Genomic DNA, 22,822 nt, shown 5'->3' with positions numbered 1-22,822 from the left:
CCTTTTCCGTGGTGAATCTCACAGGCCAAGCCCGCGACTGCGGCCCGGCGACCAGTCGATCCGTCCGCCTGGGCTCATGGTCCCCAGCACCTGACTGCCAAGCTGGCGGTCGAGCGCGGGGCGCCAGGGCACGAGCTGAAATCCGAGGCCGTCGTCGATCATTGCGAAGCGGCCCGACGCCAGGGTGATGCGCTCGCGATATTGGCCGCTTACGATCTCGCCGGGTGCGCAGGGTTGGTGGGCAAGCCCGGTCGCCTGCGCAATCCGCGTGGCGGCATCCTGCAACTCGGACGCGCGAAAGCTGGCGATCATGCCCGAAGGCAGGATCACCCGTCCGCCGCGCCGGGTCGCCACGCCGAGCTCGACCAGTCTGTCGCGCCGGGCGTCAAGGGCATCGCGGACCTCACGACCAAAGCCATTGGCCATGGACAGGGGTTCGTCGCTCACAAGCTGCCGGTCGATCCAGGTCGCACCCAGCGCATCGACCTGGGCGTGGAGCGGCATGTCGGAGCGCGTTGCGAGCGACATGTGGGCGCGCCCATCGCGGCCCGTCCAGCAGCGCAGCTCAACGATGCCGCCGATCGGCGTATCGCCGGTCACTTCGAGATCCTCGAACCGCAGATGATGGGTGCGCCCGTCCACCCCCTCGACGATCACAAAGGCCGTTCCGGTCAATTCGTCGTCAAGGCCGCGGGCGGAGAGTCTGCCGATGACCGGATCTGTGGGTGAGCCATCGTGCAGAGTGAAGGTCGCAAGGTCGGGGCGGCGTCCGCTTGTCTGCATTGCCCGGTGCATCGTTTTGATGATGTCGGTGCGCATCCCAAGTTCGCGCAGACTTTCCTCAAGGTCGGGTCGCAGCATCCACATCGCTGGCGCGACGGATTCGGCCAGGCCCATCCGTTCCAGCCTGGCCGTCCAGCGCTCGGCATCGACCTCGCGGGCAAACGTCTGGGCAATCTCCTGGCTGGTCCGCGGCCCCAGTTCCAGCGTAGCCCGCGCTTCGGCACGTGCGCGCATGCCTTCGCTGATATAGTCGCGATCGATGACGAGATCGGACCCGTCATCGGCGCACCCGCGCAGCAGGATATGGACATGGGGATTGTCGGTGTTCCAGTGATCGACGCCGACCCAGTCGAGCCGTGTGTCGAGATCGCGCGCCATGTCGGCCATGAGGTCGCGGGCGAACCCGCGCAGGTCCTCCATATCGGCACCATCCTCGGGCGAGATGATGAAGCGGAAATGATGGCGATCGTCCTCGCAGCGCCGCGTGAAATCCGCCGCCTCCACCCCGTCGGTACGCTGGTCGAACAGCCGTGCATCCTGACCGTCGCGGGTGACGCCGTCGCGCGCGAGATAGGCGATATGCCGGGCGAGCGGCGCGGCGCGGAAATGGGTGCCCTTGTGGCGCACAATCCGCGCCTTGATGACCACTCTGCGCCCGTCGGCACGGAAGCGGGCGGATGCAGCCGCTAGCCTGCCCCGACCGATCGTGCCGGTGCCGCCCGGCCGACGCGCTCTGGACAATCCCATATGTCCGGCCTTGGCGGCCGCGCGCCGTACCTGAGTGGCCAGTGATGCGGCGCGTCGCCCCTGTCCGGCACCAAGATCGCGTGCCCGACCGGGGCGGACGTCGAAGTCCTGCTCGTCCCGGCTCATGGCGCAGGATGCCCACCCCAAATGGTGACTGCCAGCGCCTGATGCTTTGAAAGCAGGGCAGAAATCGCTCCGAGCGCCGTCGCAGTGCTTGCAGTGCCGCCGGTAAAAACGCCCCAAAACCAACCACATGAGTCCAGGCCGACGGCGGGCCTTTTATCTCGCCATCCCCAAAACCCCCTCATGGCCTTGCTCCCGTTCGCGCAACGAACAGCAAAGGGACGGGGGTGGCGTCGGGCCGGTGCCCTGCATCGTCGGTCCGATCCTGCGGCTCGGACAGCGCTGGGTGTGCACCCAGCGCCGACGCCACCACTTGTCGCGGAAAGAGCGCCGCTTCCGTCCAGAGAGGACGCGACGGTAGAGACAGGCCGCCTGCTGCCCTTGGCGCATCAATGCCGATGCGCGGCAGCAATCGCGCGAGATAGGCGCGCGTTTCAGCGGGCAGCGGTCTGCCGAAACGCAGATAGGCTTCATAGCGGCCAGGGCCTGCATTATAGGCCGCCAGCATTCCCGCCATGCCGTAGCGATCATGCATTTCGCGCAGATAGGCTGCGCCTGCCATGATGTTGTCGCGCGGATCATAAGGGTCGGGACCGAGGCGATGCCGCGCCGCCAGCATGGCCCATGTCGCGGGCATGATCTGCATGAGGCCCATGGCGCCAGCGCGTGAGAGGGCGCGGGGATTGCCGCCACTCTCCTGGTCCATCACCGCCCGGATCCAGCGCGCCGGAATAGCAAATTGCTGCTCCGCTTCTGCAATGGGCACAGCATAGGCCTGGGCTGTCAAAGTTGCACCGACCGATCCCTCGGTCTGCGCGATCGCTGCCGATGCGATGCACAGCTGTGGCACGATCATGGTCGCGAGGATGACAGCCATACTGCCCTGAAGCTGCGCCCTCATGGCTTCCACCCGTGCCAGACAAAGGGCGCGCCACTGTTCGCGCGCGTCAGCATCGGCCGTACGGTGCCGATCACGCCTTTCGCCGACAGCGGTCCGAAATAGCGCCCGTCGAGACTGTCCCCGACGGCCGGGTTAAGGAGCATGATCTCGCCGGACCCAAGTCTGCAACATCCCGACCAGACGGGTAAGGGACGGCCTGCGCGATCGTAGGTGCGTGCCCTGGCGACGGGCGTGTGATTAATCGTGATGGTTACGCCCGAACGGCAGACCGTCTGCCCTGCGGTCGCCGAGATATGTTTGATGAGCGGCACGCCGAGCGGAAGGGCGTGACGATGCGCCAGCCAATGAGCCAGACGCGCGTCGGGCATCACCAGCGCCATGTCCCCGACGCGCGGCGAGACACCCGGCGACACCGCATAGAGGCCGATCGGGGCGCTGGCCGTCGCGTTCCATACCAGGCGTGGTGCCGGATCGAAGCAGGCCAGCACCACCGTCACCTGCGCTGCGACGACAGTGCTGAAAACATAGCCCGACCGGGTCATAGATCGAGACCTTGACGCAGTTCGAACGCGTGATGCCGTGCAGCCGTATAGGCGCGCGGATCCATGCCCGCGGCGACACGGCTGTGGACATGGCGCCAGTGATCGGGCGCGGCGCGGGTCGGATCCACCCCCGCCGCTTCGACACGATCGATCGCGCCCAGCACCTTTTCGACCTTCGGCCAACCTTCGATGCTGAGCAGGATCTCACCGCCTGGCCGCACGAACGGAAGAGTCGTATAGGCTTCACCCGGCCGTACCGTGCGCACGATGTCGATGCGCGATTTGACAGTGCCATGATCGTTTGCCGCCCAGCGAATGAGCGCGAACAGCGCGTCGGGTGGAAAGCTCAGGACGCGCGTGCGGCGACTGACGATATTCTCGGCGACATGCAGTCCGAAGCGCAGCCAATGTTCGAGTCGGCCTTCGATCCAGATCAGTTCGATATGGGTCTGACTGTCGGCATGGCGCGCGTCGCGCGCATATCCTGGGGCATGGCCCATCATGTCGGCTCCTTCGAATTTTCAGGAAAATGCGTGTCGATCAGCGCGCGCATAAGGTTGGCGACGGTGGTGCTGCGGGTGACCGCTACGAGCTTGAGGCGCTGCCGCATGGCGGGCGTCACATCGATGGTGAGGCGGGCGCTGAACAAAGCGGCGGCGTCGGATGCGCTGGGTTCAGTTTGACGGATCCAGCGCTCGGCGGCACCGGGCCGGGTCGCGAAGCCCGCCACGGTGTCCGTCGCTGTGCCCGCCTGTGTCGGCATCTTCTTCATGGGGCCAAAGTCCCGATTGCGGACGTGAGGGCCGCAACCTCGCGCGCAGCGGGGCCGTCGGGATCGCTTTCGAACACCAGGCGGCCTTGCGCCATCACCTCGGCGAAGAGGATGCGCTGGGCAATGCCGCGTCCGAGCAAAGATGGCTGCTGGTCGGCAAGCCCTGCTCGCGTGCTACGGGCGATCCGTGTGCGAGGATCGCAGCGGTTGAGGACGAAGCGGGCTTCGAGTTCGGGGTGGAAGCTGCGTGCCTCGCTCACCAGCGCCACGATCTCGGCCGAAGCCCAGCCGTCGAGTGCCGATGGTTGCACCGGGATAAGCGCCAGGTCGGCGGCGATCAGCGCCGCCCGCATCAGCCCGGCGACACGCGGCGGTCCATCGATGACGACATGATCCACGCTGGCAGCCTGCACCCGTGCCTCCAGGTGCAGCGTCTCGCGGGAAAGGCAGATGACGCCGAACAGACGGGGCAGGCCCAGCTGGGCGCGTTGTTCCGACCAGTCCAGCGCCGAGCCCTGCGGATCGGCATCGATCAGGCAGACGCGTTTGCCCGCGCGTGCCCACTGTCCGGCAAGATGGAGGGCGAGCGTCGTTTTGCCGACACCGCCCTTCTGGTTGAGCAGGGCGACGATCATGGCCGCCGCCCCGTTCGGCCAGCCGCACCTGGGCTCGTCGCTGTCATGGCACGCGCAACAGGGTGCGCTCCGCGAGTCGCATCCGCGTTTGCGGGCGCAGCCCAGGTTAGAAAGAATCCGTAGGATTCTCTATTAGCATTGTTAAGGGGCCAGAAAACCGCGCATTTCTGCGGCTTTGCGGGCAAAATCGGTTCCCGATAGGCCGAGTTTTCGGTTCCCGATAGGCCGAGTCTGGCGGTTCCCGATAGGCCGAGTTTTTTCATCGTTTCTGCCCCCGTCCATGGCGCACCCGGCGCAGGGCCAGGTCGAAGGGATCGTCCGGCAGCGGACGAAAGTTCAGCATCTCCTTGTCGGCGATCGTCTGGAGTGTGAGCACATAGCCGGGCAGCGACTGAGCCTGGACCATGGCGCGCAATTTGAAGGCGAACCGCTTGCGAGGGATCAGCATGCCGGACTTGAGGTGGAGATGGCCGACCTCGAAGCTCCAGCCATTGACCTGATGCCCGCCATGCTTGCGAACCAGGCGATAAAGCCAGCGCTCCATGCCGCCGGTCAGCGTGAAATAGGCGCGGTCGATAGTGAGAATAAGCCCGGAATCGAGGACGCCCGCATAGAACCAGTCGGGCAGGATCATCTCGATGCCGAGCGGCCGACCGGTTTCGTCGAGCCGCTCCTTCCACTCGTTGATCCAGGAGAAGCGATGGCGGCGGCGTTGATGGGCTTGCCGGATCGACGTCGCGACCGTGGTGGACTGCAAGCGGTCGAGCGCGGCCTTCAACCGGTCATAATGGTCGCCGCCGGTGCCCCGGCCGATGAAACTGAGCAATTCGTGCGGCTTGGTCGTCATCAACCGGGAGGTCGGACGCCCCATATCGCGGGCCTCCACGATCTGGCTTGCGGCCCAGATGAGTATATCGGCGTCCCAGATTGTGGCCATGCCATGCTCATGGGTAGCTTCCACCGAGATCGTGACATCGCCCATCCTGAAGTGGATGGGGGCGATGCGCTTGGACTTGGCGAGGCTGAAAAACGGCCAGGACATGAGGTCCTGCGCGTCGCGCGGCGCGATGTCACCGCGGACCGCGCGAAACAGGTCGAGTTGCCGGTCCTGCGCCCGGTCGGGCGAAGCGGGCATCATGCTAGCGCCGCACCGGCGCGCCGGGGTCGATCCGCTTGGCAGGATGCACGGTGCCGCGTCCCGGATCAGAGGTCGAGCGCCGGGTACCGATTTCGGCCCAGGCTTCAAGATCGACCAGCGCATAGACGATCCGTCCGCCCAGCTTGCGAAAGACGGGGCCAGTGCCAAAGCAGCGATGCTTTTCCAGCGTACGGGGCGAAAGGCCCAGATGCAGGGCAGCGTCGGGGGTCCGCAGATAGCGCGGCGTGACGACTGCAAAGTCGCGTTCCATATCGGTCTCCAGCGTCGGGGCTGGCATGGCTGGCCGGCCCTGGGGTGTCGCTGGCGAGAATGGCGAACAGTGGAGGCCCGAACGGAGTGGCAAAAGCGCAGGCGAAAATTGTCACCCCCTCGCTTGTGATCTGGGCCTTTCCTGGAAGCATGGCGCGAAGGCATGCCCGTTGGGGCTTGTCTGGATGGGTGGCCTGGCGTGCTATTGGCGCGGGATAGGCCGGTTCAGCCCGCCCGGAGCAGGTCGCGATAGCCGCCATCGCGCAGGTGCAGGGCATGGGTGAGCAGGCGATGGGTGCCGCGGCGCTCGCTCGAGGCCTTCCATAACGCCGACGACAAGTCCGGCATCGCCGGATAGGCCAGATATGCCAACGCCCGAAGCGTGGCGCCGGCGAGATGCGCATCGAGCAGGCGGAGCATCAGGTCGAAGCGCGCGGCTTGGAAGGGCGACAGATCGCTTTGCGGCGTGCCCGATCCGCCCGATCCCCCAAGCCAGAGGCGGGCATGGGCGGTGGCGCGCAGTCGACCGTCGAACAGCGGATTGTCCGGCAGATGGAATGCTGTGCGGGGTTCGCGTTGCTGGCCGCGCTGGGGGCCGCGCAGCCACAGGCGGATCGTGCGTCCGCCTGTAACCAGGACGGCATGGGTGCCTTCCTCGGCTTGCCCAAGCTGCCGCAGGCCAGGCAGCGCATGCAGAACCGGGAAATCAGGCCCTGGGTCGATGATCACGACGCAAGCGGCTGCCGCCGGATCCCATAGCGCGGGTCGCGTCTCGGGCGGTAGGTCGGGATCAAAGGGGAAAGCGAAGGCCCCACGACCGGGCAAAGTCCTCCTTTGCCTGTCGGTCTCGCGTGGCGATGGCAGTGTAGCCCGCTCTGTAGGCCGGCGAATATGACAGGAATGCTTGCGCATAGTCGCAGCGATCCTGGCTTACCGTCACTATGCCTGCCGCCATCGCGTCTCGCTCCCTTCGCGAGAAAGCTGGCAGCGCGGGACGCCTGCGGAAGTCCTCCGGTTGGGAGAGCGTTATCCCTTTTCGCGGCGGATTGTGCAGCCCTCTCCAGGGAACGGCGACCAGATGAGCGAGAAGCGTTCGCCGTCGTCGGTCGCCACCAGGCTGGCGTAGATCGGAGCCGGGAAGCTGGGATCGTCGATCTTGCAGCTCAGATAATCCGATCCGGCTGCGGAGACCTTGGCCCAGGCGGCGCCGAAATCGACGGTGCCGACATAGATGCGGTAGTCGGGCGCCTTCTCGCTATCCTTGGTGCCGGGGCGGATGGTCGTCTTTACGTTGAGGGTCAGCGTCTTGATCGTGCCCGCGAACCCGTCTGCGGTCTTGGTGAAAGTGCCAATGATTGCCATGATGTCTACTCCTGTCTTCGAACCCGCGCCTGTCGCGGCCTCGATGGGCATGACAGGCCCGGAACGGAGGGCGGCGCACCTGAAAGGCCGGAGCGCATGCGCAGGACCTTGGCGCCGGAGCTATTTTGTCTCGCGATGCAAAGCCGGCTTGCCGGCGGCGGAAAATAGGTCCGGCGACAGGGTTGCGACCAGCCTGGAGAGGCGAAGCCGGTTTCGGGCAGATAGGTCCATCGAACGAAGGCCGCTTTGGTGCGGTTGGCGGGACGGGAAGGATTTCAGGCAGGCACTTTGATGTCGGTACAACCTCAGATGGTTTCGCCGGCATCCGCCGCTTCCTGCTCCACGTGCTGCCGCGCGGCTTCCACCGCATTCGGCACTACGGTCTGCTCGCCAGTTCAGCGCACAAGGACGCCATGGCGCTCGCCCGCAGGCTGCTCGGCGTCGCCGCGCCAATCGTGGAACCCGTCCCCGACGAACCGCCCGACCACCGTCCGCCATGCCCATGCTGCGGCGGGCACATGACCATCGTCGAGACCTTTGCCCGCTGGTGCCAGCCCGCGGGCCGCCAGCGCCAGCGGCCCGCGCCCGGGAGAAAACGCCATGATCCGGCATGGCTCGCCCTGCAGTATGGCCGCGTTCAAAGCGTCCCGGCCCATGGAGATATGTGCGCCAACGTCACGGGTACGATCAAAACTGCGCCTGTTGCATGCCGGGTCAGGGAGGCATTGTGGGCAAATCTCGTCCGACGTCCTTGCTATCCTGCCGATGATGGGCAAGCTGGCACGGCTCTCTCAACCAGCCCGATCCACACCAAAGCCTTTTACCCATAGACCAGTGGATGGGGCCCGCGGGTTCCTCCATGTCAGGATTCCGTACGCAAGCGCCCGAAATCCTTAGACATTCCAGTCCATCAAACCTCGGTCGCGGAACGGCGGCTTCGGCCAGAACTGGTCTTTTTTGACAAAGCAGCCCGTCAGTGTCCACGGAGATTGATGGATTGCCAACCGGTAGGTTTTCAGGACCACAATGACTTTCACCATGCAACGGCCACTTTTACCAAGAAGGATAGGGGGTCGAGTAGCAACGGAACAGAAAACCTACATAAGGCAGCACGCCTCCACGCCACGGGCCCTTCCGGAATGACGAATTCTGATGGAAAGCTGCCAGTCTGCTCTTGAGGAGAGTCAGAGTGTATCGGACATCCATCTGCTGAAGCAGGTTCCTAGCTCGCAAGCTATTGCAGTCGATGCACAACAACTATTCAACCTAGGAGGTGGAATTCGTCAAAGCCTATGATCGTTTACGATCCTGCAAGACCGCCCTAACGGAGATCAGCCCAAAAACTGCTACACCGGTGCTTCTTTCTTGACCTGCAAAGCGTGGACGAGCGTCCAGTCTTGGTCATTTGCATAGGGATCAGCAAAGTAGCCGGGGCGCCCGTTCACGGTGGTTGGGTAGATGAAAGCGGCTGATGCCCGTCCATCTGCGGAAAAGAGGCTGAGATTGTTGCGCAACGTCGTACGAGCCATTGGCTGCCAGCGGCGATCTCCAGTGGCGCGCCCTTGCAGGTCCCAGGCAAGGGCATTGAGACTGCTCCAGTAGTGAGGAAAGGTATCGCCCCACATCCTTGCCTTGCCGAACCAGTAACCATCCCAGTGCCGGATCGAGATGCCGTTCAGATGATGGTCGGGTTGCCGACCATCAAAAAGTTCAAGCAGTTCGATGTGCGGCTGCGCACCGCGGAGCCATTTTGCATCGCCTGTCGCCTGATGAAGTTCGAGCAGGATGATGGCGGCCGGCGCCACGATCGACTGTTCGTAATTCACCTCGGAGGCAGGATACTGGGTGCCTCGCTGCATCAGTCGGTCACCGTGCTGCACGAATAAGGCGGACACGCGTGCGTGCTCTGCCGTCATTCCGGCAGCGTTCAGCGCCTGCAATCCTTCGGCTATCGGTAAGCCGATCGGGTAGAATTCCGCCCCGCCTTCACGGTAGAAACTTTCAACGGTAGCTGCAAAGCGGCGCAACGGCGGAGCGTCTTTTGCGAGGCTTGCCATTGCGAGGTGCAATTGCATGACCCAAGGCCAGTTGTAGAGGCGCTTTCGCGGCTGATCCGCATCGTCGAACACATATCCGTCTTCACGCTGCAGATGAGAGCAGACGAAGCTGTAGTAGCGGTCCAGCGAGCGCCGGATATCGTCACTTGATGCTTTGGTCTCCGCCAACCATTTGGCGAGTAGTACACCCATCCCAACCCGCTCCCGGCCGCTGTTGCGGTCGCTGGCTCGTTCCCATCTGGCAGGTACATCCGCCTCGTTGTCGAAGACGATATAGGCTCCGTCCCAGGGATCGCCGGCTTTGTGCCACTGTTGGCGCTGGGCGATGAATTCAACGCGGGCGGCAACGGTGGTGTCCAAATCCGCAACGGTATTGAGGACTGCTCGAGTAGTCAGACCGCTGCCATACTTAAGCGTGGCGATATGCTCGCCAATCTCTCCTGCTGCGACGTCTGCCTGCCATCCCTTGGACGTTCGCCGAAGCGGAACAGATGTGTCACCTCTCATCAGCGACGGCGAACTGCCCAGCTGCCCCTGGAAGATCAGCGTGGATGTCTCGCCTGGAAAGTTGGTCCAGTCCGACGCATCGATGCGAACCATCTGCTGCGAACGGCGTAGCGCCTGCGCAAAGAAATCCTCCCAGCCCTTGTGCCAGAACATTGTCCAGCTGACGGTCGCGCTTTGTCCTGGCTGGAGCGTGTCTATTGCCGGATGTACCAGGATCGTTCCGCGTGTGTTGGACAGCGTCACCTGATCGCGATCCTCGATGCTGTAGCCGTCAAATGCACCTTGGGTCAAGACCAGGCCGAGATGCGGCGCCCGACCGCCCATCCGCAGCATCGCGATCCAAGATGACGAACCACCGGTCCAGATGTGGGCATGCGCGCGGTTTTCCAGCACGTCAGCGGCGCTGGTGTAATGGTCATTGCACGGCATATAAATTGCCAGCGACGCCTTGCCGCGCTCGCGCATCGGAATTGGCTCATCACCAGTGTTTCTGAAGGTATAGCTCTCTTCAAGCGCATCGCCGACCAGCCTCCGAGCGACTTCTACCGCCAGCGATCCAACCTGATAGCTGATTGCAACCTCAGTTTCGCCAACTTGACGGATCGAAGTTGGTTCACCCCATCGCCCGCGATGGAGCTGACCTGCGCCAAGATCGGCAAAGCCAAGCCCCCACAATGAGCCGCGCGGCTGCCAAGGAGCATTCTGCGGCCCGCCGATCCAGCTCATACCGGCAGTGTCGGTGGGGTTCGCGATCGAGACTAGTGCACCTGTGTCTCGATCGATCGAGATGCGGAAAACTGAGTTCTGCAGACGAAGCCCGTGCATTGGCTGCTCTAGGACGTCTTGAGCGGCTGCTGGCAACACAACGCTTGCCGCTAAAGCTCCGCCGGCAAGTCCTGATAGCGCGCTTCTTCTGTCTAACATGTGACCCATTCCTCCAATATGTGAGAGAGATTAGCGGTTTATCTCGGATGCGCCAAGGCTCGCGGCATCATAGGGAGGTTCCCTGAGGCCTGGCTGATGCCCAGACGCGCGAGGTTGGGCAATTGTGCTGCGATCGTTCCTGATCATCGATGTCGACATTCGTGAGAAGCAACGCACGAACAGCGTTGAACGGCAAAGCCTTCATTAAGCCTCTGTATCGAACTTACAACGTGAATGAAGGGCAGTTCTCGGGACACGTGGGTTTCGCTTTGAACGGCCACAAATGGGGCGATAACTGCCGATTCAGGATTTCCAATAAACCCCGGTTTGATGTGGATAGCGGCGAGAGCGGCCGAGCAGCTCCGAGCGGGCCTTGATTCCGTATAAAGCCGTCCAGAAATCTGCTTGCGCAAAACCCCTGCTCAGCTAGATTTCTGGAAAGGGAGGCGGGGCGTGCTCATTGGCTATGTTCGGGTATCGACCGCGGACCAGAGCGTCGATCTGCAACGCGACGCTCTCTCGGCGGCCGGTGTTGCACCTGACCGCATCTATGAGGACGTGTGTTCGGGCAAAAGCACGACCCGGCCCGGGCTAGACCGTGCGCTCGACGTCGCGCGCGATGGCGATGCAATCGTGACGTGGAAGCTGGACCGGCTCGGCCGGTCGCTCCCGCACGTGGTCGGCCTGGTCGGCGACCTGCAGAGGCGCGGCGTCGGTCTGAAGGTGCTCTCCGGCGACGTGGATACCACCACCGCGACCGGCAGGCTCGTGTTCGGCATATTCGCCACCCTGGCTGAGTTCGAGCGCGACCTGATCCACGAGCGGACGATGGCGGGGTTGGCTGCTGCGCGGGCGCGGGGCCGTTCGGGCGGGCGCCCGCGCGTGATGACGCGCCAGAAGCTGAAGGCGGCGATGGCGCTCATGGCCGACCGGGATAATACCGCGCGCGATGTCGCCGCCCAGCTCGGCGTGTCGCTCTCCACGCTTTATGCCTATGTCGACGCCAAGGGCCATCCGCGAGAACGCGCGACCGAACTGCTTGGCCAACGGGCCGCCAAGCCTGCGGCCAGCCTAGCGGTGTAACCGGGGTCCATGCCGGTCGGCTTGCGCTGACCAGCGGATTACCCCGCGACCGGGTTGCATCGGATTTGGGGATTGGGAAGTCGACGCTGGGCAAGTGGGTGTCGCAGTATCGGCCCAGTGATCTGGTTTCAGCGCCGCAGGCAGATCTGGCACGTGAGAATGAACGCCTTCGCCTTGAGAACCGTGTGCTGCGGGAGGAGAGGGAAGTGCTAAAAAAGCCTGTCCTGAGCCTGTCGAACGGGCCACTCAGTTCTTCGCGAGCCAAAGGCTGTGAGGTTCGCCTTTGTGCATAGTTGGCGGCACCGTTGGCCGGTGGAATTGATGTGTCGCGTTTTGGAGGTCAGCGAGCGTGGCTATCGTTCCTGGCGTTCACGCCCGATCAGTCGTCGGGCACGGACAGATATGAAAGTGCTCGCCCATATCAGGGAACAGTATCGCCTGAGCCTTGGCAGCTACGGTCGTCCGAGGATGACGATGGAGTTGAAAGAGGTGGGGCTCGACGTTGGCGAGCGCCGGGTTGGGCGCCTGATGAGGATCAACGGAATCAAGCCAGTCCGCACGCGCAAGCACAAAGTTACGACGGACAGTCACCATCGCCTGGGTGTTGCGGCAAACTGGTTGGATGGCGATTTCGCAGCCGATGCACCCAATTGTAAATGGGCGGGCGACATCACCTATATCCGTCCAGCGCTCGGCATCGACCTCGCGGGCAAACGTCTGGGCAATCTCCTGGCTGGTCCGCGGCCCCAGTTCCAGCGTAGCCCGCGCTTCGGCACGTGGGCGCATGCCTTCGCTGATAGCCGCCATCGCGCAGGCGCAGGGCTTGGGTGAGCAGGCGATGGGTGCCGCGGCGCTCGCTCGAGGCCTTCCATAGAGCGGCCGACAGGTCCGGCATCGCCGGATAGGCCAGATATGCCAACTGGCGCAGCGTGGCACCGGCGACATGCGCGTCGAGCAGGCGCAGCATCAGGTCGAAGCGCGCGGCCTGGAAAGGCGACAGATCGCTTTGCGGCGTGTCCGATCCGCCTGTTCCCCCGAGCCAGAGGCGGGCATGCGCTGTGGCGCGCAGTCGCTCATCGAACAGCGGATCGTCCGGCAGATGGAACGCCGTGCGGAGTTCGCGCTGCGGGCCGCGCAGCCACAAGCGGATCGTGCGTCCGCATGCAAACAGGACGGCATGGGTGCCGTCCTTGGCTTGACCAAGCTGCTGGAGGCCAGGCAGCGCTTCGACCACCGGGAAATCAGGCCCTGGGTCGATGATCACGACGCATGCGGCTGCCGCCGGATCCCACAGCGCGGGTTGCGACTCGGGCGGTAGGTCGGGATCAAAGGGGAAAGCGAAGGCCCCACGACCGGGCAAAGTCCTCCTTTGCCTGTCGGCCCAGCGCGGCAATGGTAGCGTAGCCCGCTCGGTAGGCCGGCGAATATGACAGGAATGCTTGCGCATAGTCGCAGACATCCCGGCCCGCCGTCACCATGCCGGCCGCCATCGCGTCTCGCTCCTTTCGCGAGAAAGCTGGCAGCGCGGGACGCCTGCGGAAGTCCTCCGGTTGGGAGAGCGTTATCCCTTTTCGCGGCGGATTGTGCAGCCCTCTCCAGGGAACGGAGCGGGACCAGATGAGCGAGAAGCGTTCGCCGTCGTCGGTCGCCACCAGGCTGGCGTAGATCGGAGCCGGGAAGCTGGGATCGTCGATCTTGCAGCTCAGATAGTCAGAGCTGGCTGCCGAAACCTTGGCCCAGGCCGCGCCGAAATCGGCGGTTCCGGCATAAATGCGGAAGTCCGGCGCCTTCTCGCTATCCTTGGTGCTGGGGCGGATGGTCGTCTTGACGTTGAGGGTCAGCGTCTTGATCGTGCCCGCGAACCCGTCTGCGGTCTTGGTGAAGGTGCCGATGATTGCCATGATGTTCACTCCTGTCTTCGAGCTCGCGCCCGTCGCGGCCTCGATGGGCATGACAGGCCCGGAACGGAGGGCGGCGCACCTGAAAGGCCGGAGCGCATGCGCAGGATTCTGGCGACGGAGCTATTTTGCCTCGCGATGCAAAGCCGGTTCGCCGGCGGCGGAAAATAGGTCCGATGACAGGGTTGCGACCAGCCTGGATAGGCGAAGCCGGTTTCGGGCAGATAGGTCCATCGAACGCAGGCCGCAGGGTGATTGCTCGATGCCACGAGGCAGTCACAGGGATCGGCGCGATCAGCCAATGACGTTGGTTGGGTGTTGCCGACCGCTACCTCACGTCTGACGCGGGTGATGATCCGTTCCGACCCGATGAGGATGAGGCGCCTATTCTGGCTATTCTCAGGCTTGGTCTGCGGATTGGGAGATGGCCATATGTGGAACCTGGCTGTTGCATTATCGGCACGATGTCATGATGAAACGAACCCATCAGAAATGCGAGATGATGCGCAATGCTATATTCCGAACTCGGTCTTGAAGATGGCATGCGCAAGGGTGAACGGGTTGCGATCCTTGTCGGACCGAATGGCGCGGGGAAGAGCCGCTACTTACTGAACCTTGCCCAGCGGAACCGGCATCATCGCAAGGTCGCCGTCATTTCGAACACTGCCTATGACAGGTTTACTGGCCTGCGAGATGTGGAGCGCATCTCGGCCGGCAAGGGGTTCAACTCTCCAATTTCGATCATTAAGCGCTGCGTGCAGACGACGATGGCAGAAACGGATTCCCGTTTTTTCCAAATCGGTACGGTGCTCGAATATTGCAAATACTGGCCCCGGTTCGGCTTCCGACTGCGACCTGGCCGCAGGGGCGATCGCAAGCGCTCCGACATTTATTTCGAGAACGACATCTATCGCGATCTCGTCGATCGCATCGAGCGCGGCGAACTTTCGAGCACGATCTGGGTCGATGCGTCATCGTCCGGTTCCCGCTTTCCATATCGCGTCGATGACATGCATGCTCTGCTGACGTTCGAGCGCTTCCTGCGTAAGGATCGTGTCCTTCGCGGCATCGATATTCATCTCGAACGCCGCTTCGACGACCGCGAAATCGAACTGCATCAGGCAAGCTCGGGTGAATTGTCGCTGATGTCGTCGATGATATTCCTGGTTGCCAGCATCAGGGATAATGCTGTCGTTATCATCGACGAGCCGGAAAACAGCCTGCATCCCAACTGGCAGCGAGAATATATCGATACCGTCCTCACGACATTGCGATATCATGATGTTGTCATCGTCGTTGCTACCCATGCGCCGCTTATCGTCACCGGCGCAATCGCCCAGAATTCGGGAATAATTTCGGTATTCCAGGTTGAAGACGGGCGCCCCAAATATCTCAAGCTCGACGATGCGGCCGGCGGTGGCAGCATCGAGGAAATGCTCTGGAAAGCCTTCGATGTCGTCACGCCAGCCAGCCATTTCGTGAGCGAGGAACTGGTGGGAGCCGTCTCGAAGTTCGAGGCGGGCAATGCGACCAAGGCAGACGTCCTTGATCTCATCGATCGGATGAAGAGCGCCAGCTTCGACCGCAAGCAAGAAGCTTTTCTGGAGGCTGTTTCGCAGCTTGTGGACGATCTCGACAAGAAGCTTTCAGCTGCGGCTGGCATATCCTGATGACCGACGCCTATTTGCCACCCTTAAGCGATTTTGCGTTCAGCGCCGAAGAGGAAGCTGCAATCGTAGCTGCCATGCTAGAGGATAGCCCTTGGGACAAGGTGCCTGCAGCCCATAAGGACGCCATCAAGAGCGCCAAGCAGCGCATTCAGACCTATCATCTCACACGACATAACCACCAGTGCTGCTACTGCCGCACGATCCTGCACGGTGGCGGCTATTTCATGATCGACCGGGAGCATGTCCTTCCCAAGAGCATATATAGACCCTTCACCTTTGCGCCGTGGAACCTCTCGGTGTCGTGCAAGCGCTGCAACATGCAGTTCAAGAAGGACTGCGTGGCGTTCGTCATCGATGCAGACGGCGCTGGGCCTGACGATACCGGCGCCAACTATCGCCTCGTTCACCCCAATTTCGACGCTTGGGATCACCACCTGCTCAGAACCGCGGTTCAGGCGGGTGGGAATGTTCTGGTGAAGTTCACCGTTCTGACCGGCAGCGCCAAGGGCGCCTATCATCACGAATATTTCGCGTTGAAAGAGCTTGAGATAGACACTTTCGACCAAGCGCAGGGCATGGAGGCGATCGCTGGGTCGATCGCCGATCAGATTCGCAAACTGGCGCGACAGCATGGACAGGCAAATTGAGCTTCCGCGAGAGCTTCCTTTAGATTCCCGACAGCCTCGTCAGCCCTGCGGACTTCTGTGCCTGTACCTTTACGGATTTGTGCATTGGCGCGGATACGCCTTTCAGTATCCGCGCCAATGCACAAACCGGGGCACCGTCAGGCGCCCCGAGGCGGCCCGGCCTCATCGCGCCTGCGCGAAGGCAAGGGCCGCTGCATCGGCAGATGCACATGTCCGGCAGCTCAGCATACCGTGGGCATTGCCATCGCCATCTACGATGAAGAGTGCGACGAACCAGCGCCCGTCCAGGAAGCCCGTCGCCGCGATCCGGTCGAGTTCGACCTCGCCCTCCTGGCTCCCATAGGCACCGATCCAGCGCTCTTCGTTGCGGGCATCCCAGTGGATATCGATATCTTCGGCTTCCATGAAGCGGGACGCCAGCGCTTCGCCTGCGCCACGGCCAAATTCCAGTTCAAGCCCTGCGATCAGGGCCGTCATCACGCGATCCGAAGCAAGGGCAATGGGCTGAACGACGTTCATGGGAAAATCTCCTGTGCTTGCGTCCCCAAGATCGGGGACCGACAGGGAGGGACGGGCGCCGGAAGGCTGTCAGGGCCGCCGCGCGCAAGCCGGCGCCGCGCAAGCGGGCGCTAAGGGGGAGCCGATTTGGTGCAGCCAAATTGGGGGGAACCTGCGAGCCTTGAAAGCCGCGCCGCCGCCCGTCACGATGGGAGGGTCTCGACATCCCACCACCCTTTTCTTCAATGATGCGCCGCCAGCAGAGCTGGCGCTTCCGAAGACCTGTCCTTCCTTTCGTCGCCACGCGGACCCAATGGTCGTGCCCGCGCGACAGACGCCAACCATGCCGATCGGCCGGACGCCTGCGCGCCGGCCGATCGGATCTCCAGGGGGAGGCTGCACCCCGCGCCGGATGGGCGCGGGGCGGTCCGTCGTCAGTCGCCGGGGTTCCAGATGAGGGCGTAGCTGTCCTCGTCGTCCTGACCGGCGGCGCGGCCGAGATTGGCGTAGATGGTGCGGGCGCCCAGTTCGGGGGCAGCCATGGCGACGCGGATATATTCGCGGCCCGAGACCTCGCCGGTGCGGATCCAGCCGCCGCCCAGTTCCGAGCCGCCCGAGAGGATACGATAGTCGGGCTGGTCGCCGGTCTTGCCCCGGTTGGGAATGATCTCGATCTCGGCGCGGACCGCGAGGGTCTTGAGGACGCCCTTGAAACCGCCATTTTCCAGGCGCTGAACGTAACCGATGGCTGGCATGTGTAATCTCCTTGTGTCGTGATATGCCCCTGCGGCCGATCCGCCGGGCGTGCGGACCGTCAGGCCGCGCGCTGGGTGCCCCCGAACCGAAGGCCGGAGCGACATGAGCGGAGGACCGGAGGGCCGTCTTCAATTTGTAGCGAAGCGCCCGCGAGGAGCCGGAACGGCGGGGAAATTGGAGCGGACCGATGGTTTTGCGGGGTACCCGAGACGCTGCCAGGTCAACGCACTTCAACCGGCAAAGGGCTGCAAGGGGTTGCGACCCTGGAATATCATGCCGACCGGTACGCTTTCCATCGCGCCTGGAATGGCGAAGACCAGGGCGGGAATCGAGCCGCGCCTCGCTCGACGGCCGGGCTCGACAGGCGCCGTCCGCTGGGCCAAGCGCGGGCCATGCCCATCGTCCCTTTTCTCCTGGCGCTTGCCTCGCGCGCCAATCTGCCCTGGCACTGTCGCGCGCGCCTTGTCCTGCTGGCGCTCGCTGCCACCGCCGTGCTCGCCACCCTGGCCAGGGTGCCCGACGCGCGTGTTGCGACCGGGACCGTGCGCACTGTCACCGATGGCGACACCTTCCGCCTGACGAGCGGCGAGCGTATCCGCATCGCGGGGATCGACGCCCCGGAGACGCAGGCGCAGCGCGCCCGCTGTCCGGCCGAGCGCCGCAGGGGCGAGACCGCCAAGGCGCCCCTGACGAGGATGATCGAGGGACAGTCGATCCGCTTCACGCGGGTCGGCCGCAGCTACAACCGCACGGTTGCGACAGTGCGCCATGCAGGGCGTGATCTTGCCACCCGCCTTGTCGAGTCGGGGGATGCGCGATGGTGGCCGCGCGGCAAGGCCAAGCCTGATTGGTGCCAACTGGACTGACCGCCGGGTCCGTGTCCAACCGCTCCACTGAGAGAGCGAAGAAAAAGCCCCCCGGCATTTCCGCGCGCGGGGGGCTGATTGTGCAGGCTGCGCTATCGATAAAACCAAGGCTGATGCCGTTGAAGGCAGAGCCGACGAGGCTATTATTGAAGTTGCTGTTTATGTTCATGCCGTGTGTCCCTTCTGCATCTGGCCCCTGATCGGGCACGGAGTTGAGAAGAAGGAACAGCAGGAGCAGAACCGCACACACAAGAAGTAACGGAATCGAACCGACCGCAGCCCAAAGCTGATGCGATCATCATAGCCGATCATGGCAATTTTCGCACTATCCATCTCGACCGTAAGCGCTGGTTCCGGCGCGGAACGACGTACAGAAGTCCGCGCCCCGGCCCGCCTGGCGGGTCGGGGGCGCGGCCGATTTTTCACGGCAGGAAGCGCAGCGGCGGCACGGCAGGGTCGCCTGCGACGAAATGGGCGATGATCGCCTCGTAGCTGCCGAGCCGTTCGGCCCGGTCGCGGTCGATAATCAGATTGCCATCCTCATCGGCCGCGAACAGGGCCACTTCACCCGCACCGGTGAACACGGCACGCTCCGGGCCGAACTGCGCTGCACTCCCGCCCGACCAGCGAACGAAGGGCAATCCCTGCTCGACGCAGAAGCTTTCCAGTTCGTCGGCCCGCCCCCATGCAACTTCATGGGCGTAGAGCGACAGCGGGCCATCGGCGGGGAAATCCTCTGTCCCAAATGCCTCACCGTCATAGTCGAGGGCCAGACCCTCGCTCTGGATGCGTGCGACCAGATCGTCGCGCAGGGCGGCAGCGAGGTCGCCGCCGATGGTGATGGAAAGCGAAACACGATCGACCATGATGAAACTCCCAATAGGCGCGCCGTCGCCGGAACGGGGGCGGCGCGACCGATTTTCGATCAAATCCAAGTTGGCGAAGAAAGAGTGGGCGGCGGCGAACCGCCGCCCGCAGGAGAAAGTCAGGCGGCAAGACGCTGCGTCCCTTCCTCCGGTTCGTCGGGCAGCGGGCAGATGCTGCCGGGGGCATCGGGATCGGGTTGGGGAGCGTCATGGATCGCCATGGCGGCGACGACCCTTGCATGGGCATCGACCGGCCCGACGCCGCCCCTCGCCGAATAAGCGGCAGGCGGGAACAGCATCCAGCGCGGCACCCAGCGGTCCTTCTTCTCCCGGCCATTGGTGCCGTCGAGCGCATCGCGCACGATGGCTTTCAGGGTCTTGCCCTTTTCCTGTGCGTTGGCGGCGGCGACAGTGGGATCGGTCACGTCCGCCACCAGATGCCCCAATATCTCGCGGTCGCGCAGCAGCTCGAAGAACGCCCCGTCCGCCTGCCAATAGTCGGCCATATCGACGCCGATATGCATGCCGACCGCATCGACGGCGGCGCTGCCGCTGGCGAGGCTCTCGCCCATGACGATGGCGATGATGCCCATCACCTGTGCGTCATTAAGGTCGAGCAGGGTCAGGAAGACGCCGACCACGCCATAGTCGTCGCCATTGCCGCCGATCAGCGTGGGTTCCTCCGCGCCAAAACCCAGCAGCCCAAGCGCCTTGCGCCGCATATGATCGAAGTCCGCTTCGCCCGGCGCATTCTCGATGCTCTCGGCGATGAGGTCGTTGCGGCTGGTCTGGGGGTCCGCCTGCACCTTCCAATAGGGCGACCCGACGATGGCATGGGCGACCATCAGCCGCAGCGCCACGGCGGGAAAGCCGGTGAGCGCCGCGCGCACGGCAGCATGGCGATGGAGGTCAATATAGGTCGCCATGGTCGAGGTGACTTCGGGACGCGCGACCTTCATGCCCTTACCGCCGGGATCACCCTTGGCCATGCGCTCGGCCTCCTTGCGGGTCAGATAGCCTTCATGGAACGTGACTTCGCCGGTTGCGCGCACCTCTACATAGATGCGCCCGCCCTTGCGCTTGGTGGCTTTCACATGTTCCCAGACCGAGAAATAGTCGTTGGGAGACAGGATGACGACTCCCTGCCATCCCTCGTCCAGATAGTCCTCGCGTCGGGCCTCGATGGCGGCATTCTGCGCGTCCCAGAAAGCATCGGCATCGGCGAAATAGCGGTCGTCGCCGAACAGGTCGGCAATGGTGACAAGGCCGCTTGCCTCGATATCGAACAGGGCATGACGGGTGCCGACCGATTGGCCGCCAAACAGCCAACCCTTCAACTGGGAGCCGGTGGGCGCATAGGCATCCTCGTGGTCCACCAGCGCCAGCCATGCCTTTTGCTGGCTTTTCGACGCGAGGGTGAGGTGGCGGACGGTCGCCCGGTCGATATCGTCCCTGGCGTACATCTGGCGGATGCGGGGCAGGAGATTGCCGAGCGCCAGCACCCGTCGCACGGTGAGTTCGGGAAGGCCGAAAGTATCGGCGATGTCGCCCAGCTTGCGGCCTTCCTTCACCAGCCGGGTGAAGCTTTCCCACTGCGTGACCTCGTCGGCATCGCGCCGCGCCATATTCTCGATCATCGAGGCTTCGACCGCATCGGCGTCGTCGCCATCCTCAAGGATGGCGCAGGGGATCGCGGCGACTTCGCTGTCGGCGTCGCCCATGGCGCGCTTCTCTTCCGCGACGATCAGCGCGGCATGGAAGCGACGGCTTCCCGCCACGATCTCATATGCGTCAGGCGCACAATTGGGGCGCACGATGATTGGCTGGATCACGCCGCGCCTGCGCACGGTCGGCAGGATATCCGACACATCGGTGGCCGTCTTGGTGAAGCGCATATTGGTCTTGCTGATGGACAGCTTGCTCAACGGGATAAAATCGAGTTTCATGGGTGTCACTCCTTGTGAGTGCCGGGCCGTCATTCTTTTACGAGTTGGGCGGTCCGGCTTTACGGAAATGCGGCGTTACGCGCCGCGCGTCATCCTGCCGTCCCGTGGGTGGGATCGGTCGGAAGGTCGGGAGCCGTGCCGGTCGGGGCGCGGATCAAAAGCTGCTCGGCATGGATGATCGACCCGGCGCGCCGGGCGGTATCGGCCCAGCGAGACAGGGGATGGGAACTATAGAAGCCCTCGTCCCGCTCGATCTGCATCCCGAAGGGCAAGCGGACGCTCTGGACTTCCATCAGCGAGAAGACGCCCATTTCCGGGCAGCCAAAACCAAGATCGGCGAGGCCGAACAGGGTATCGTCGTCGCCATAGAGTTCGGTCGCCAGCCATGTGCCAGCGCCCAGCGGATTGAAGAATTTGACGACCGGAACGGGGTCGAACCGCTTGTCCTGCGCCTGCGCGGCGGCGCTGCTTATGGCATTGGCGCGCAGGGCATAGCGTAGGTCTGGGGTCAGGAGGATCATGCCGCCCTCCGGTCCAGAACGGCGCAGGTCTGCACCGGGACCACAGCCCCGTCTTCGTCCTCATCCGCGTCCACGGCCATCATCTCGATTGCAATGTCGAGGTCTTCGCTTGCCTCGCGGTGCCGGGAGAGCAGCCATTCCGCCGCCTTGCTAGCTGCGCCTGCTGCGCGGAAGATGGCGCGATTGTCCGCGCGCAGCACCTCCAGCCAAGAGCCGATATAGTCAGCATGACGCACGGTCGGCACGATGCCGAGCGCGGCGCACAGGAAGGCCGATCCCATTTCGGCGATCAGTTCCTCGCGGGCATAATCCTTGCTGCCAAAGCCGTTCTTGAGATTGCGGTCGAGGCGAGAGGGGTGGCCGGTGGCGTGGGTCAGTTCGTGCAGGCAGGTCCGGTAATAGTTGATCTGCTCATAGAATGCGGGCTGGGGCGGCACCTGCACCATGTCGAGTGAAGGCATGTAGAAAGCATTGTCTCCGCCAATACGGAAATCCACGCCGCTGGCTGCAATCACAGACTCGGCTAGGGGCACGATTTCGCGTTCGGCCAAGGGGGTGGGTTCTGCGGCAAGGCCGGGCCGTAGCCCTTCGCATTGCGACAGGTTGAAGACGGTAAAGCGTTTGAGGAAAGCGACCGACTTGGCGTCTTCGCCGGTCGTTCTCGCCTTTTCCTTCTCCGCTTCGGGGGTGAAGCGGTCGGCGTAGACGACGGTCGTGCCCTTTTCGCCCTTGGAGACGCATCCGCCCGCATCTCGTGCCTGCTTGAAGGTCATCCAGCTCTGGGAAGGATAGCCCTTTTCGATGGCTGCGCCCCACAGGATCAGGATATTGACGCCCGAATAGAGCCGAGCCGTCAGCGCGTTGCGCGGCAGGCCGGGAGCCAGCGCGCCCTGCGCCATGTCGGTGCCAGACGATGCCCAAGGCTGGACCCATGGAAACCGCCCCTCCTCAAGCTGGGCGACGATCTTGGCGGTCACCTCGTCATAGAGATTGATCCGTTCGGGCTGGGTGTCTTGGGTGCGACGCTGCGGCGTTGCGCGAACGCTGGGGGTATGAGCCATGTCCTGTCCTCCTGCCTGCCCAAAAACATGAGGCTCCCCGGAAAGCGGGGGTGGGCGGCGAAACGCGACTGGAAAGGCCCGCCCCGGCGGGCGCAGGCACCGCAAGGGCGAAACGGCAGTGGAGCACCCGCAAGTGCAGCGCAGCGGGTTGCCGGCGGCCGCGAAGGGCCTAGGAGGGAGCGCCGCCTACTCCCGCGTCCTGGGAGAGGCTCACACGGAAACGCCGCCGCGCGGTGCGCGGCGTCCGCT

At 63.6% G+C, this 22,822-nt stretch carries 24 protein-coding genes and 3 pseudogenes; 6 read left to right on the top strand and 21 right to left on the bottom strand.

All coding sequences use genetic code 11. The features are described 5' to 3' along the window. Positions 1-18: 18 nt before the first annotated feature. The 11 genes from ASE85_RS07140 to ASE85_RS07095 form a co-directional block, all read right to left on the bottom strand. Entirely contained in the window at positions 19-1,656 is a 1,638-nt protein-coding gene (locus tag ASE85_RS07140) for a relaxase/mobilization nuclease domain-containing protein (protein WP_056685807.1), read from the bottom strand. A gap of 178 nt (positions 1,657-1,834) precedes the next feature. Continuing rightward, positions 1,835-2,530: a lytic transglycosylase domain-containing protein gene (locus ASE85_RS22330; RefSeq protein WP_082462716.1), complete on the bottom strand. Its 696-nt coding sequence runs from the start codon at positions 2,528-2,530 to the stop codon at positions 1,835-1,837. Positions 2,531-2,550: 20 nt separating this feature from the next. Then, positions 2,551-3,096 carry a S26 family signal peptidase gene (locus ASE85_RS07130; RefSeq protein ID WP_056685804.1) on the bottom strand — a complete coding sequence of 182 codons (546 nt, stop codon included), beginning with the start codon at positions 3,094-3,096 and terminating at the stop codon, positions 2,551-2,553. Continuing rightward, positions 3,093-3,596, bottom strand: coding sequence for a DUF2840 domain-containing protein (locus ASE85_RS07125; protein ID WP_056685801.1), 504 nt, complete (start codon positions 3,594-3,596; stop codon positions 3,093-3,095). The genes ASE85_RS07130 and ASE85_RS07125 overlap by 4 nt, the downstream gene beginning before the upstream one ends. Then, positions 3,596-3,868, bottom strand: a complete 273-nt coding sequence (locus tag ASE85_RS07120; RefSeq protein ID WP_082462704.1) for a hypothetical protein — start codon at positions 3,866-3,868, stop codon at positions 3,596-3,598. Before ASE85_RS07120 ends, ASE85_RS07125 begins: the two co-directional genes overlap by 1 nt. Continuing rightward, the gene (gene parA / locus ASE85_RS07115; protein ID WP_056685798.1) at positions 3,865-4,503 is read right to left on the bottom strand and encodes a ParA family partition ATPase; all 639 of its coding nucleotides are present in this window, start codon (positions 4,501-4,503) and stop codon (positions 3,865-3,867) included. Before parA ends, ASE85_RS07120 begins: the two co-directional genes overlap by 4 nt. A gap of 259 nt (positions 4,504-4,762) precedes the next feature. Then, positions 4,763-5,641, bottom strand: coding sequence for a replication initiator protein A (locus tag ASE85_RS07110; RefSeq protein ID WP_056685795.1), 879 nt, complete (start codon positions 5,639-5,641; stop codon positions 4,763-4,765). A gap of 1 nt (position 5,642) precedes the next feature. Next, positions 5,643-5,912: a helix-turn-helix transcriptional regulator gene (locus ASE85_RS07105; RefSeq protein WP_037480698.1), complete on the bottom strand. Its 270-nt coding sequence runs from the start codon at positions 5,910-5,912 to the stop codon at positions 5,643-5,645. Positions 5,913-6,136: 224 nt separating this feature from the next. Then, on the bottom strand, positions 6,137-6,640 hold the full coding sequence (locus ASE85_RS07100; RefSeq protein WP_056685792.1) for a DUF2285 domain-containing protein: 504 nt from the start codon (positions 6,638-6,640) through the stop codon (positions 6,137-6,139). A gap of 61 nt (positions 6,641-6,701) precedes the next feature. Then, entirely contained in the window at positions 6,702-6,866 is a 165-nt protein-coding gene (locus tag ASE85_RS24375) for a transcriptional regulator domain-containing protein (protein WP_443018482.1), read from the bottom strand. Positions 6,867-6,937: 71 nt separating this feature from the next. Next, a complete protein-coding gene (locus tag ASE85_RS07095; protein ID WP_056685919.1) occupies positions 6,938-7,273 on the bottom strand; it encodes a DUF736 domain-containing protein in 336 nt (111 codons plus the stop codon). Positions 7,274-7,596: 323 nt separating this feature from the next. Between ASE85_RS07095 and ASE85_RS24370 the strand changes: the two are divergent. After that, positions 7,597-7,877: pseudogene (locus tag ASE85_RS24370) on the top strand (transposase); the annotation flags it as partial. Positions 7,878-8,619: 742 nt separating this feature from the next. Here ASE85_RS24370 and ASE85_RS07085 read toward each other — a convergent pair. After that, positions 8,620-10,662 (bottom strand): hypothetical protein, encoded by a 2,043-nt coding sequence (locus ASE85_RS07085; protein WP_056685786.1) that lies wholly within the window; start codon positions 10,660-10,662, stop codon positions 8,620-8,622. 552 nt (positions 10,663-11,214) lie between these two features. Between ASE85_RS07085 and ASE85_RS07080 the strand changes: the two genes are divergently transcribed. Together ASE85_RS07080 and ASE85_RS22320 are read left to right on the top strand one after the other, a co-directional pair. Continuing rightward, entirely contained in the window at positions 11,215-11,844 is a 630-nt protein-coding gene (locus tag ASE85_RS07080) for a recombinase family protein (RefSeq protein ID WP_056685783.1), read from the top strand. Positions 11,845-11,870: 26 nt separating this feature from the next. Next, positions 11,871-12,525, top strand: a pseudogene (locus ASE85_RS22320) (IS3 family transposase); the annotation flags it as partial. Here the strand turns inward: ASE85_RS22320 and ASE85_RS24365 are convergent. The 3 genes and pseudogenes from ASE85_RS24365 to ASE85_RS23765 all read right to left on the bottom strand — a co-directional run. Further along, on the bottom strand, positions 12,515-13,078 hold the full coding sequence (locus ASE85_RS24365) for a DUF2285 domain-containing protein (protein WP_443018483.1): 564 nt from the start codon (positions 13,076-13,078) through the stop codon (positions 12,515-12,517). The pseudogene ASE85_RS22320 and the gene ASE85_RS24365 overlap by 11 nt on opposite strands. Positions 13,079-13,169: 91 nt before the next feature. Beyond that, entirely contained in the window at positions 13,170-13,322 is a 153-nt protein-coding gene (locus ASE85_RS23770) for a transcriptional regulator domain-containing protein (protein WP_235523359.1), read from the bottom strand. 111 nt (positions 13,323-13,433) lie between these two features. Next, positions 13,434-13,745: pseudogene (locus tag ASE85_RS23765) on the bottom strand (DUF736 domain-containing protein); the annotation flags it as partial. A 539-nt stretch (positions 13,746-14,284) separates the two neighbouring features. On the opposite strand from ASE85_RS23765, the gene ASE85_RS22310 reads away from it, so the two are divergent. Together ASE85_RS22310 and ASE85_RS07060 are read left to right on the top strand one after the other, a co-directional pair. Then, on the top strand, positions 14,285-15,412 hold the full coding sequence (locus ASE85_RS22310; protein WP_082462714.1) for an AAA family ATPase: 1,128 nt from the start codon (positions 14,285-14,287) through the stop codon (positions 15,410-15,412). Next, complete coding sequence (locus tag ASE85_RS07060; protein ID WP_056685777.1) at positions 15,412-16,059, top strand: HNH endonuclease; 648 nt, start codon at positions 15,412-15,414, stop codon at positions 16,057-16,059. Before ASE85_RS22310 ends, ASE85_RS07060 begins: the two co-directional genes overlap by 1 nt. A 162-nt stretch (positions 16,060-16,221) precedes the next feature. Here ASE85_RS07060 and ASE85_RS07055 read toward each other — a convergent pair whose 3' ends face one another. After that, a complete protein-coding gene (locus ASE85_RS07055; RefSeq protein WP_056685774.1) occupies positions 16,222-16,578 on the bottom strand; it encodes a hypothetical protein in 357 nt (118 codons plus the stop codon). A gap of 413 nt (positions 16,579-16,991) precedes the next feature. Next, entirely contained in the window at positions 16,992-17,312 is a 321-nt protein-coding gene (locus ASE85_RS07050; RefSeq protein WP_056685772.1) for a DUF736 domain-containing protein, read from the bottom strand. A 393-nt stretch (positions 17,313-17,705) separates the two neighbouring features. Here ASE85_RS07050 and ASE85_RS07045 point away from each other — a divergent pair, with 393 nt between their 5' ends. Next, the gene (locus tag ASE85_RS07045) at positions 17,706-18,179 is read left to right on the top strand and encodes a thermonuclease family protein (protein WP_082462701.1); all 474 of its coding nucleotides are present in this window, start codon (positions 17,706-17,708) and stop codon (positions 18,177-18,179) included. Positions 18,180-18,601: 422 nt separating this feature from the next. On the opposite strand, the gene ASE85_RS07040 is transcribed toward ASE85_RS07045, so the two are convergent. The 4 genes from ASE85_RS07040 to ASE85_RS07025 all read right to left on the bottom strand — a co-directional run bounded on the left by ASE85_RS07040 (position 18,602) and on the right by ASE85_RS07025 (position 22,573). After that, positions 18,602-19,045, bottom strand: a complete 444-nt coding sequence (locus tag ASE85_RS07040; protein WP_056685910.1) for a hypothetical protein — start codon at positions 19,043-19,045, stop codon at positions 18,602-18,604. Positions 19,046-19,164: 119 nt separating this feature from the next. Then, a complete protein-coding gene (locus tag ASE85_RS07035) occupies positions 19,165-20,991 on the bottom strand; it encodes a ParB/RepB/Spo0J family partition protein (RefSeq protein ID WP_056685769.1) in 1,827 nt (608 codons plus the stop codon). An 89-nt stretch (positions 20,992-21,080) separates the two neighbouring features. Continuing rightward, positions 21,081-21,512 (bottom strand): DUF2958 domain-containing protein, encoded by a 432-nt coding sequence (locus tag ASE85_RS07030; protein WP_056685766.1) that lies wholly within the window; start codon positions 21,510-21,512, stop codon positions 21,081-21,083. Next, entirely contained in the window at positions 21,509-22,573 is a 1,065-nt protein-coding gene (locus tag ASE85_RS07025) for an ArdC family protein (protein ID WP_082462700.1), read from the bottom strand. The genes ASE85_RS07030 and ASE85_RS07025 overlap by 4 nt, the downstream gene beginning before the upstream one ends. Between the last annotated feature and the right edge of the window lie 249 nt (positions 22,574-22,822).

This window comes from Sphingobium sp. Leaf26, from assembly GCF_001421665.1.
GTDB lineage: Bacteria > Pseudomonadota > Alphaproteobacteria > Sphingomonadales > Sphingomonadaceae > Sphingobium.
Note: the sequence above shows the minus strand (reverse complement) of the source record. Positions and strands in the feature narration are given on the sequence as shown.

Excerpts from the sequence above, each read along its gene's own strand:
- ASE85_RS07140 (WP_056685807.1), bottom strand. The coding sequence starts at position 1,656 with ATGAGCCGGGACGAGCAGGACTTCGACGTCCGCCCCGGTCGGGCACGC.
- ASE85_RS24375 (WP_443018482.1), bottom strand. The coding sequence starts at position 6,866 with ATGGCGGCAGGCATAGTGACGGTAAGCCAGGATCGCTGCGACTATGCG.
- ASE85_RS22310 (WP_082462714.1), top strand. The coding sequence starts at position 14,285 with ATGCGCAAGGGTGAACGGGTTGCGATCCTTGTCGGACCGAATGGCGCG.
- ASE85_RS07085 (WP_056685786.1), bottom strand. The coding sequence starts at position 10,662 with ATGCACGGGCTTCGTCTGCAGAACTCAGTTTTCCGCATCTCGATCGAT.
- ASE85_RS07105 (WP_037480698.1), bottom strand. The coding sequence starts at position 5,912 with ATGGAACGCGACTTTGCAGTCGTCACGCCGCGCTATCTGCGGACCCCC.
- ASE85_RS07055 (WP_056685774.1), bottom strand. The coding sequence starts at position 16,578 with ATGAACGTCGTTCAGCCCATTGCCCTTGCTTCGGATCGCGTGATGACG.
- ASE85_RS07125 (WP_056685801.1), bottom strand. The coding sequence starts at position 3,596 with ATGGGCCATGCCCCAGGATATGCGCGCGACGCGCGCCATGCCGACAGT.
- ASE85_RS07120 (WP_082462704.1), bottom strand. The coding sequence starts at position 3,868 with ATGAAGAAGATGCCGACACAGGCGGGCACAGCGACGGACACCGTGGCG.
- ASE85_RS07095 (WP_056685919.1), bottom strand. The coding sequence starts at position 7,273 with ATGGCAATCATTGGCACTTTCACCAAGACCGCAGACGGGTTCGCGGGC.
- ASE85_RS22330 (WP_082462716.1), bottom strand. The coding sequence starts at position 2,530 with ATGGCTGTCATCCTCGCGACCATGATCGTGCCACAGCTGTGCATCGCA.
- ASE85_RS07035 (WP_056685769.1), bottom strand. The coding sequence starts at position 20,991 with ATGAAACTCGATTTTATCCCGTTGAGCAAGCTGTCCATCAGCAAGACC.
- ASE85_RS07025 (WP_082462700.1), bottom strand. The coding sequence starts at position 22,573 with ATGGCTCATACCCCCAGCGTTCGCGCAACGCCGCAGCGTCGCACCCAA.
- ASE85_RS07110 (WP_056685795.1), bottom strand. The coding sequence starts at position 5,641 with ATGATGCCCGCTTCGCCCGACCGGGCGCAGGACCGGCAACTCGACCTG.
- ASE85_RS23770 (WP_235523359.1), bottom strand. The coding sequence starts at position 13,322 with ATGGTGACGGCGGGCCGGGATGTCTGCGACTATGCGCAAGCATTCCTG.
- parA (WP_056685798.1), bottom strand. The coding sequence starts at position 4,503 with ATGATCGTCGCCCTGCTCAACCAGAAGGGCGGTGTCGGCAAAACGACG.
- ASE85_RS07130 (WP_056685804.1), bottom strand. The coding sequence starts at position 3,096 with ATGACCCGGTCGGGCTATGTTTTCAGCACTGTCGTCGCAGCGCAGGTG.
- ASE85_RS07050 (WP_056685772.1), bottom strand. The coding sequence starts at position 17,312 with ATGCCAGCCATCGGTTACGTTCAGCGCCTGGAAAATGGCGGTTTCAAG.
- ASE85_RS07040 (WP_056685910.1), bottom strand. The coding sequence starts at position 19,045 with ATGGTCGATCGTGTTTCGCTTTCCATCACCATCGGCGGCGACCTCGCT.
- ASE85_RS07060 (WP_056685777.1), top strand. The coding sequence starts at position 15,412 with ATGACCGACGCCTATTTGCCACCCTTAAGCGATTTTGCGTTCAGCGCC.
- ASE85_RS07030 (WP_056685766.1), bottom strand. The coding sequence starts at position 21,512 with ATGATCCTCCTGACCCCAGACCTACGCTATGCCCTGCGCGCCAATGCC.
- ASE85_RS07045 (WP_082462701.1), top strand. The coding sequence starts at position 17,706 with ATGCCCATCGTCCCTTTTCTCCTGGCGCTTGCCTCGCGCGCCAATCTG.